Annotated in this window: 9 protein-coding genes; all 9 read left to right on the top strand. The window is 38.8% G+C overall.

The window, feature by feature from the left end; genetic code table 11:
* Positions 1–611 precede the first annotated feature (611 nt).
* The 9 genes from N782_RS11585 to ispD all read left to right on the top strand — a co-directional run bounded on the left by N782_RS11585 (position 612) and on the right by ispD (position 10,914).
* Positions 612–1,301, top strand: coding sequence for an MgtC/SapB family protein (locus N782_RS11585; protein ID WP_420805592.1), 690 nt, complete (start codon positions 612–614; stop codon positions 1,299–1,301).
* 150 nt (positions 1,302–1,451) lie between these two features.
* The gene (locus tag N782_RS11580) at positions 1,452–1,916 is read left to right on the top strand and encodes a CtsR family transcriptional regulator (RefSeq protein WP_036819909.1); all 465 of its coding nucleotides are present in this window, start codon (positions 1,452–1,454) and stop codon (positions 1,914–1,916) included.
* Positions 1,917–1,933: 17 nt separating this feature from the next.
* On the top strand, positions 1,934–2,488 hold the full coding sequence (locus N782_RS11575; protein ID WP_036819906.1) for a protein-arginine kinase activator protein McsA: 555 nt from the start codon (positions 1,934–1,936) through the stop codon (positions 2,486–2,488).
* Positions 2,488–3,558: a protein-arginine kinase McsB gene (locus N782_RS11570; protein WP_036819903.1), complete on the top strand. Its 1,071-nt coding sequence runs from the start codon at positions 2,488–2,490 to the stop codon at positions 3,556–3,558. The genes N782_RS11575 and N782_RS11570 overlap by 1 nt, the downstream gene beginning before the upstream one ends.
* 16 nt (positions 3,559–3,574) lie before the next feature.
* Positions 3,575–6,022, top strand: a complete 2,448-nt coding sequence (clpC, locus tag N782_RS11565; protein WP_036819900.1) for an ATP-dependent protease ATP-binding subunit ClpC — start codon at positions 3,575–3,577, stop codon at positions 6,020–6,022.
* Positions 6,023–6,365: 343 nt separating this feature from the next.
* A complete protein-coding gene (radA, locus tag N782_RS11560) occupies positions 6,366–7,745 on the top strand; it encodes a DNA repair protein RadA (RefSeq protein WP_036819897.1) in 1,380 nt (459 codons plus the stop codon).
* Position 7,746: 1 nt separating this feature from the next.
* Entirely contained in the window at positions 7,747–8,820 is a 1,074-nt protein-coding gene (gene disA, locus N782_RS11555; protein ID WP_036819895.1) for a DNA integrity scanning diadenylate cyclase DisA, read from the top strand.
* Positions 8,821–8,982: 162 nt separating this feature from the next.
* Entirely contained in the window at positions 8,983–10,098 is a 1,116-nt protein-coding gene (locus N782_RS11550) for a PIN/TRAM domain-containing protein (protein ID WP_036819893.1), read from the top strand.
* Positions 10,099–10,215: 117 nt separating this feature from the next.
* Positions 10,216–10,914, top strand: a complete 699-nt coding sequence (gene ispD, locus N782_RS11545) for a 2-C-methyl-D-erythritol 4-phosphate cytidylyltransferase (RefSeq protein WP_036819890.1) — start codon at positions 10,216–10,218, stop codon at positions 10,912–10,914.

Below are 10,914 nucleotides of genomic sequence, written 5' to 3'. Positions count from 1 at the left end.
CCCCGCAAGAGTAGGACGCCGCCATGCACACACAATCCCTTAGGAAATTTGTTTCCTAAGGGATTTTTTTATCGTATTTTTTTATCGTATAAGAAATTATAAAATTCAATGCTTGTGTATAACTAAAAAAGTGAAGTGTCCACGTCCAGCTCCAGCGCCTACCTCCTCTGGGTATTAAGTCAATCCTCGCTGTGGCAAAAAACGGCACTTGGAGACTTGCATTAAGCCTGTCGAGGGTGTCCAAGGCGCCCAGTGACTAGTATGCTTCCAGCGCCTCCGTACGATAAGTTAACATCGAATCACACATGTTTTCGGCTATACTCTATCTCTTAAGGAGGAAAGAAAATACATTATCACGTTTCTAGCACGCATCATCATTGAACTGAAGTATGTAGTAAAGCCCCCTGCTATATTCTACAAAACCCCATTAAATCTCTCCTTACAATAAACTAACGTTTGGTAACTACCTCAATAGGGGAAAACTATATAGACCCTTTTATCAATTTCCTTCTTATCATTAGTAACCATACATACTAGTACCCCTACAATAATAGGATTAGAATACACTCCAATTTCAGTCATCATTTAAGAAAAGAGAAGGGGGGATTTTGTTGTCATTACAAACATTTATGGATGATTACTTCATTATGATGTTATCTAGATTGGTCACCGCTGTAGTGCTATGTGGTGTCATCGGTTTTGAGCGAGAAATAAAAAATAGATCAGCTGGATTTCGGACACATATTTTAGTTGGAGTTGGTGCATGTCTAATGATGCTTCTCTCTTTATATGGGTTTGATCCATTTTTAAATAAGCATGGTAGTATTCGTTTTGACCCAGCGAGGATTCCTTCCTATGTCATTAGTGGTATAGGATTCTTAGGTGCAGGTACCATTATGGTTCATGGCATAACTATTCGTGGTTTAACTACAGCAGCATCGATCTGGACAGTTGCAGGATTAGGGTTAGTCATTGGTGCAGGCATGTATGGTCCAGCGATATTAGCTACAATTGTAGTTTTAGTAAGTTTGATTGGGTTGAATAATGTAGAGAAGCTGGTCAAAAAAAGGTCAAATCCATTTTTGAAAATTACTGCTGATGATTCACTTGAAATGAGCGAAGTAATCAAAATTTTTGATAAGTATCATTTACACATATTAACCTTTGAGGTAGAACGTGATAAAGAAGGTCAGCGGAATGTCTACATTGAATTGGAACATCAGAAGAATTTAGATGAAATTTCTTTGTTTGATGAAGTTTCGAAGCTAACTAACGTTAAGAGTGTCTATAGGCATTCATAAATTTGTTGGAAAATAATCAGATTTCGATACTATCCACTTTAGAAAATGGTTAAGATAGTGCTAGTGTGTTTTGGTTGCATTCTCCATTAAAATTTGTATAATAAAAGTATAGTCAAAGATAGTCAAAGTCAAAGAAGAGGAGGGGGGACCTTGCGGAATATATCCGATATCATTGAAGCTCATCTTAAAGAGATTATTGAGTCTAACAACCAGAATGCAATCGAAATTAAACGAAGTGAAGTAGCTGATCATTTTCAGTGTGTACCATCACAAATCAATTACGTGATTAATACTAGGTTTACAGTGGAAAAAGGATATATAGTAGAAAGCAAGCGTGGTGGCGGTGGCTATATACGCATCATTCGTATTCAGCACCAAGACAAAATGCAGCTTTTGAATGAATTAATAAAATTAATAGAACCAAGAGTATCTCAGCAAGGTGCTATCGATATAATTGAGCGTTTGCTAGAAGAAGAGTTAATAACGGAGCGTGAGGCCAAGCTAATGGTTAGTGCTATTACACGTGATGTGTTAGCCGTTCAACTATCATTGCGAGATGAACTTCGATCACGTATTTTGGCTTCGATGTTAGCTACTTTAAAATATAAGGAATAAAGGGAGGGATAAGTTGTATGGAATGCCAAGAATGCCATCAACGCCCTGCAACCTTGCATTTTACACAAGTCATAAATGGTCATAAAAAAGAAGTTCATGTGTGTGAAAAATGCGCGTATGAACAAGGGTATATGTCGCAAAATAGTGAGTCATTTTCATTACCGAATCTTTTATCTGGGTTGTTTAATTTTGACTCCTATCCCATGTCCCAGTCTAAAAATCAAACGTCTTCCTACGAAGCACCACCAAAACTTCAATGTGAAAAATGTGGTTTAACCTACGATGAGTTCACTAAGATAGGAAAGTTTGGTTGTGCAAAATGTTATAAAACCTTTGGCGAAAAACTAAATCCAATCTTTAGAAGAGTGCATAGTGGCAACTCTGTCCATGACGGAAAGGTGCCAAAACGCATGGGTGGAGATATACATGTACGTAAGCAAATTGAAGAACAGCGTCAGAAATTAAATCATTTGATACGGTCAGAGGAATTTGAAGAAGCAGCGAAAGTGAGAGACCAAATTCGAATGTTGGAGAAGCAGATGAATTCAGAGCAAGGGGATGGTGATCAATAATGTCCTTGCAGCAATTTATTAACGAAGCTATTAGTCCTTGGATGCAAGAAAATGGACCAGATAGTGATATCGTGTTAAGTAGTCGAATTCGATTAGCCCGTAACTTTGAGCAGGTCCCTTTTCCTATATTGGCTAATCAAGAAGATTTAGATCACATCCTTGATTTTTTTCAACAGGAATATGGGCAGCAATCATTTGGAAACTACCATCAATTTGAGCTGGTACGGATGAATGAACTGCAATCCATTCAAAAAAGAGTATTAGTAGAGAAACATTTAATCAGTCCTCATTTAGTAGAACATTCGAATCATGGAGCTGCGTTAATCTCCAAGAATGAACAAGTTTCTGTTATGGTAAATGAAGAAGACCATATTCGAATCCAACTCTATTTCCCAGGATTTCAATTAGAAAAAGCGTTGAAACAGGCTTCTGAGTTCGATGATTGGTTAGAAGAAAAGATAAACTATGCATTTGATGAAGATCGAGGTTATTTAACAAGTTGTCCTACGAATGTGGGCACAGGCATGAGAGCTTCAGTAATGATGCATTTGCCTGCTCTTGTTATGACCCAACAAATTAACCGAATGATTCCTGCAATCAATCAATTGGGATTAGTTGTTAGAGGAATTTACGGGGAAGGTAGCGAAGCTTTAGGTAATATCTTTCAAATTTCTAATCAGATTACACTTGGTAAATCAGAGACAGATATTGTGGAGGATTTAAAAAGTGTGGTTCAACAATTAATTGAACAAGAACGAAATGCTAGAAAACGTATTATGGACCAATCAGGTGTCCAGTTAGAAGATAAAATTTTCCGATCATATGGAATTTTATCTAATAGTAGAATTATTGAATCAAAAGAAGCATCAAAATGTTTATCTGATGTTCGTTTGGGCATAGACTTAGGGTATATTCAACATATACCTAAGACGATATTAAATGAACTTATGATTCTCACCCAACCTGGGTTTTTACAACAGTATGCACAGAAAAATCTATCTCCAGAGGAAAGGGATGTTCGAAGGGCATCCTTGATCCGAGAACGACTAAAATTAGAAAACAACTTATAGTTAGGAGGGAAGCCCTATGATGTTTGGGCGTTTTACAGAAAGAGCACAGAAGGTATTGGCATTGGCTCAAGAAGAAGCCGTACGTCTAGGTCACAACAATATCGGTACAGAACATATCCTTTTAGGATTGGTTCGCGAAGGTGAGGGCATTGCTGCCAAAGCTCTTGGAGCACTAGGCCTGGCTTCAGATAAAATCCAAGAGGAAGTGGAGCAGTTAATTGGTTCAGGAGATAAAGTTTCTCAAACCATTCATTATACTCCCCGTGCCAAAAAAGTCATTGAGTTATCTATGGATGAAGCTAGAAAATTAGGCCATTCCTATGTAGGTACAGAGCATATCCTTCTTGGTTTAATCCGTGAGGGTGAAGGAGTAGCAGCGCGTGTGCTAAATAATCTAGGTGTGAGCCTTAACAAAGCACGTCAGCAAGTACTACAGCTTCTAGGAAGCAATGAGTCTACATCAAATAACTCAAGTAGTAGACAATCTGCAAGTGCGAACACACCAACGCTAGATTCTCTAGCACGTGATTTAACTGCGGTTGCTAAAGAAGGTAACATTGACCCAGTTATTGGTCGTAGCGAAGAAATTGAACGTGTCATCCAAGTACTAAGCCGTCGTACTAAGAACAATCCAGTTCTTATTGGGGAACCAGGTGTTGGTAAGACAGCAATTGCTGAAGGATTAGCACAACAAATCATTAACAATGAAGTACCTGAAATTCTTCGTGATAAACGAGTAATGACACTAGATATGGGAACAGTTGTAGCTGGCACAAAATATCGTGGTGAATTTGAAGATCGCTTGAAAAAAGTAATGGAAGAAATTCGCCAGGCAGGTAACATTATTCTATTCATTGATGAACTTCACACATTAATCGGAGCAGGTGGTGCAGAAGGCGCAATTGACGCTTCTAACATCTTGAAGCCATCTCTAGCTCGTGGAGACCTACAATGTATCGGTGCTACAACGTTAGATGAATATCGTAAATATATCGAAAAAGACGCAGCGCTTGAGCGTCGTTTCCAACCTATCCAAGTGGATGAACCAAACTTAGAAGAATCTGAGCAAATTCTACAAGGACTACGCGATCGTTATGAAGCGCACCACCGTGTAACGATTACAGATGAAGCAATCAAGTCTGCAGTGCAGTTATCTGATCGCTATATTCAAGATCGTTTCTTGCCAGACAAAGCGATTGACTTAATTGATGAGGCTGCTTCTAGAGTACGCCTGCGTTCTTACACTGCACCACCTAACCTTAAAGAACTTGAGCATAAGCTAGAAGAGGTTCGTAAGGAAAAAGATGCAGCTGTTCAGAGTCAAGAATTTGAAAAGGCAGCTTCTTTACGAGATAACGAACAGAAACTAAGAGAAGAACTAGATAAAACGAAAGACGAGTGGAAGGAAAAGCAAGGGCAGGAGAATTCTGAAGTTACGACAGAAGATATCGCCTCCATTGTATCCACTTGGACTGGAGTTCCGGTTTCTAAGCTAACAAAAGACGAAAGCGAACGTCTTCTGAACATGGAAGAAGTGCTTCATAGCCGTGTGATTGGTCAAGAAGATGCTGTTAATTCTATTTCCAAAGCGATTCGTCGTGCACGTGCTGGACTTAAAGATCCTAAGCGTCCGATTGGCTCGTTTATCTTCCTAGGCCCAACAGGTGTAGGTAAAACGGAACTAGCTCGAGCATTAGCGGAAACGATGTTCGGCGAAGAGGATGCCATGATTCGCGTTGATATGTCTGAGTACATGGAAAAACACTCTACGTCTAGACTAGTAGGTTCACCTCCTGGTTATGTAGGGTATGAAGAAGGTGGCCAATTAACAGAGAAAGTTCGTCAGAAGCCATACTCTGTTATCTTATTAGATGAGATTGAGAAGGCGCACCCTGATGTATTTAACACCCTTTTACAAGTGCTAGAGGATGGTCATCTAACAGATTCTAAAGGGCGTACGGTAGACTTCCGTAATACCGTAATTATTATGACATCTAACGTAGGTGCCACAGAACTTAAGCAAAATAAATATGCAGGCTTTAGTATTGGCGATGCTGATCAAAGCTACAAAGACATGAAGTCTAAGGTTATGGATGAAATGAAGAAAGCGTTCCGTCCAGAGTTCTTGAACCGTATAGACGAAATTATTGTCTTCCATTCACTAGAGAAGAAACACATGAAAGAAATTGTGTCTCTAATGGTTAAGCAGCTTCAAAAACGCTTAACAGAGCATGAAGTTGAATTCAACTTAACAGATCAAGCATTGGATAAGATTGCGAATGAAGGCTTCGATCCGGAATATGGTGCAAGACCATTGCGTCGTTCCATTCAAAAGAACGTAGAAGATCTACTATCAGAAGAACTATTAAGAGAAAATATTTCTACTGGTCAAAATGTAACCATTGATGTAGATGAAGAGGGCAAATTCTATGTTTCTTCAAAAGAAAGCATTCAAACTTCATAAGTGATTTGTGAAAGTTATAAATCGGAAGGCATACCGCCTTCCGATTTTTTCTTCTTCAGTTATACTTAACGCATAGAAACTAGTAAATCCTTCCTATTCAGTTGTCCTACACCTTGAATCAGATCTGCTTCGTATAACTCATATCAATCAGTAACATCGAACTAATCTACGCCTTATAAGCCTGCGTGCCGCTTGCGCAATTCATTATGTTTTCGATAGTATCAAAAGTAACACTTTCTTCAGATGAAGAGTAATGTTTTTGTAAAAACATTGTAACTCATCAACAGACCATACGTATGAGATAATGGGGGGAGCGATCTCCTCTTTTAAAGGAGAGATAGATGTGGCAAAGCAAAAAGTAAAGTTTGTTTGTCAGGAATGTGGCTATGAATCTGCAAAGTGGATGGGAAAATGCCCTGCCTGTCACCAATGGAATACATTGGTAGAAGAACTAGTATCATCGAAATCAACGAGTAAACATACATTTGTAACAAGTGATTCAAGTGATAGAAAGAAACCTGAGAGAATAACAGCTATAGCAACAGAGCAAGAACCGCGAATTGAGACAGATATGCCAGAGGTGAATCGTGTACTAGGTGGAGGGATTGTCCCAGGCTCCTTAGTTTTGATTGGGGGAGATCCTGGTATCGGGAAATCCACACTCCTTTTACAGGTTTCGTCTCAATTAGCTCATAAACAAGTTAATGTTTTATATATATCCGGTGAGGAATCAACGAGACAGACAAAATTAAGAGCCGATCGACTTGGGACCCTTTCAGACAACTTATATGTATTAGCAGAAACCAACATGGTGGATGTTTCCAACCAAATCGAACAAATCCAGCCTTCCTTTGTCGTCATAGACTCCATCCAAACCATCTTTAAAGAGGAAGTGTCCTCAGCTCCAGGTAGTGTTTCACAAGTTCGTGAATGTACAAGTGAATTAATGCGCATAGCTAAGAACAAAGGAATTCCTATTTTTATAGTAGGTCATGTTACAAAGGAAGGGTCTATCGCTGGTCCCCGTTTATTAGAGCATATGGTGGACGCTGTGCTTTATTTTGAAGGAGAAAGACATCATACCTTCCGAATCCTAAGAAGCGTTAAGAACCGCTTCGGAAGCACTCATGAGATGGGTATCTTTGAGATGAAAGAAGAAGGATTGAGAGAAGTGGAAAACCCTTCAGAGATATTCCTAGAGGAGCGTTCCCAAGGTGCAGCAGGATCAACCGTGGTTGCTTCCATGGAGGGAACAAGGCCTGTTCTTGTGGAAATCCAGTCGTTAATTTCTCCAACAGCTTATGGGAACCCTCGCCGCATGGCTACTGGACTAGATCATAATCGTGTGCCATTATTAATGGCTGTGCTAGAGAAACGGGTTGGCTTATTATTGCAAAATCAGGATGCTTATGTGAAAGTTGCCGGAGGAGTAAAACTAGATGAACCTGCTATAGACCTTGCCGTTGCGGTAAGTATAGCATCTAGTTTTCAAGATAAAGCCTCAAAGCCAGATGATGTACTTATAGGAGAAGTAGGTTTGACAGGTGAAGTGAGAAGAGTCGCTCGTATTGAACAGCGGGTGCAGGAGGCAGCAAAGCTAGGATTTAAACGTGCCATAGTTCCAAAGAAGAACATAGGAGACTGGACTTTCCCTGAGGATTTGGAAATCATAGGGGTCAATTCGGTACAAGAAGCATTAAAGGCAACGTTGGGAGGAGCTTAGGATGGAATGGTATGAGATGAGAGAATCAAGGATTGGAGATATATTACGTTTTGTCGCTCCAGGAACACCAATTCGTGAAGGAATTGAAAATGTGTTACGAGCAAATACTGGTGGATTAATTGTGCTTGGATATAATGAAAAGATGCAACAATTAGTTGATGGTGGGTTTCATATTAATTCCTCGTTTACGCCTGCTAATTTATATGAATTAGCAAAGATGGACGGGGCGCTTATTTTAAACGAAGAGGGAAGCGAAATCATTTACGCAAATGCCCAATTAATACCAGATCCGTCCATCGTATCAACAGAAACAGGTATGCGTCATCGGACTGCAGAGCGTGTTGCAAAACAGACAGGAGAATTGGTTGTAGCCATATCCCAACGGAGAAATGTCATCACCCTATATAAGAGCAATTTGCGCTATTCATTAAAAGATATAGGTGTGATCTTGACCAAGGCTAACCAAGCTATGCAAACGTTGGAAAAGTATAAAAATGTGTTAGATCAAGGTATTACGAATTTAGGCGCATTAGAATTTGAAGAAATGGTAACCTTCTCTGAAGTGCTGCAAGTAATGCACCGTATTGAGATGGTGCTACGAATAAAAAATGAAATACTGAACTATGTAAATGAACTTGGTACAGAAGGTAGACTTATTCAACTTCAACTTACAGAGCTTGTTTCAAACATTGAGGATGAAGCGGCACTGTTAATTCGAGATTACAGTAAGCGATCTGATTATGAACCGTACTATATGATTCGAAAACTTCAAGAAGTAACCAATAATGAGCTAATAGAGGACGCTCATATATTAAAATTATTAGGATATTCTGCTTCTACCAAATTAGAGGATCCTGTTATTCCGAGAGGCTATCGCATTTTAGATAAAATCCCTAGGTTACCTTCATTAATAATCAATCATATGGTTGAAAAATTTGGAACTCTTAACGAGATCGTTAAAGCATCACCTAAGGAACTCGTTAAGGTAGATGGAATCGGTGAAGTCCGTGCGTCTAAGATTAAAGAAGGATTAAATAGGATTCAGGAGCAATTGTTCATCGATCGCCATATCTAAGTAAATTGACACATTATACCTATTTGTGGTACGATGTTAGATTCGTTCATTTGACTATTTTTGTAAAATGTGATACTGTTTCGACATATCATACATGATTCATGAACTTATTCGATTAATATTTATAAACTTGGCAATACTGCTTGTTAGGAGGTGACCGTGTTGCTAAAAAGGGTCGTGCAATTATTTATTGTTATTGCTGGGGGTACCATCGGATTTTTGTATCTTCCAGACTTATTAGGCTTACTAGGCCTATCAGAACCTACTTGGCTTAATAACCAAGTGACCACAACGATTCTTGGGGCTATTATTCTCTATTTATTAACGTTTTGGTTTGTAGATTACATTGTAGAATTTTTGAGATGGGTGGAAGAAACACTCGTAAATGTACCGGTAGCTGACTTGTTATTTGGTAGCTTAGGTTTAATTGTGGGGTTGATTGTTGCTTATCTAGTAAACATTCCGTTAACAGATATCAGTATTAACGTCGTGTCACAGGTGGTACCAATCTTTTTGACCGTTATACTTGGTTATTTAGGCTTCCAGGTTGGTTTCAAACGTAGAGATGAATTTATTAACATCCTTTCTGTAGCTACGAAAAAAGAGAAAGATAAAAAGAAACACTCAGATAGTGACGAGCAGGTTGAGGAAGAATCATCTATGAAACAACCGAAAGCAAAAATATTAGATACGAGTGTTATTATCGATGGTCGAATTGCAGATATCTGCCAAACTCACTTTCTTGAAGGAACTGTTTTGATTCCTCAGTTCGTATTAGAAGAGTTACAGCATATTGCTGATTCCTCTGACGTTTTAAAACGTAACCGTGGTCGTAGGGGGCTTGATGTCTTGAATCGGATGCAAAAAGAGCTTCCTGTCCATGTTGAGATTTACGAAGGAGACTTCGAAGACGTTCAAGAGGTAGATAGTAAGCTGGTAAAACTAGCTAAACTCATCAATGGTGTTGTTGTAACAAATGACTTTAACCTTAATAAAGTATGTGAATTTCAAAATGTTCAAGTGTTAAATATAAACGATCTAGCAAATGCTGTTAAACCAGTAGTGCTACCCGGTGAAGAACTTACCGTTCATGTTATTAAAGACGGAAAAGAACAAAACCAAGGTGTAGCTTATTTGGATGACGGTACAATGATTGTCGTTGAAGAAGGAAAAGACTACATTGGACAAACAATTGAAGTGTTGGTAACGAGTGTATTGCAAACGTCAGCGGGACGAATGATTTTCGCTAAGCCAAAATTACTTGAAAAAGCGTTATAAAAAAGGTATAAACAAATAGAGGAAAACAACAAAAGTGATAACGGGATCGTTATCGCTTTTGTTATGTTTGATAGACTTTACATTGAATTACGTAATCTGAAATTAGGATGGATTTTTATGGTTCCGTACCAAATTATAATATTAGCTGCTGGACAAGGGAAACGGATGAAAGCGAAGCAAAATAAGCAGTTTATTAGCTTAGAGAATAAACCATTAATCGTACATACTTTAGATGTTTTTTATAACGACCCAAATTGCACGTTGATTAATCTTGTGATTAACCCTAATGAACAATCGGAAATGGAAAATCTTTTAGCTCACTTTAAGTACACCAATAAAGTTAGTTTGGTGCATGGTGGTGTTGAGAGGCAAGATAGTGTGTATCAAGGGCTTAAGGCATGCGCTTCTAAAGATGGTGTTGTGTTAATTCACGATGGTGCTCGTCCATTTGTGAAAAAAGATAGTTTAGAGCGTTTAACAGAGCAAGCAGAATATATAGGGGCTGCGCTTCTTGCTGTACCTGTTACGGATACAATTAAACGGAAAACCGATTCTGGTCTCACCTCTTTAAATCGTAATGAACTATGGGCTGCCCAAACTCCGCAGGCATTCCACTTCTCTATTATTGAGAAAGCACATGAACATGCTAAAAAAACGGGGTATCTAGGTACAGACGATGCTTCTCTAGTGGAGCGACTAGGCTTGCCAGTCGAAATTGTACAAGGTAGCTACGATAATATTAAGCTGACAACACCTGAAGATGTTGAGAAAGCTCAGGCTATTCTAAAAAAACGTAGTATGAATAAAGGAGAATGA

It is taken from the genome of Pontibacillus yanchengensis Y32, from assembly GCF_000770635.1.
Classification (GTDB): domain Bacteria; phylum Bacillota; class Bacilli; order Bacillales; family BH030062; genus Pontibacillus; species Pontibacillus yanchengensis.
This window is presented reverse-complemented; position numbering and strand designations above follow the sequence as displayed.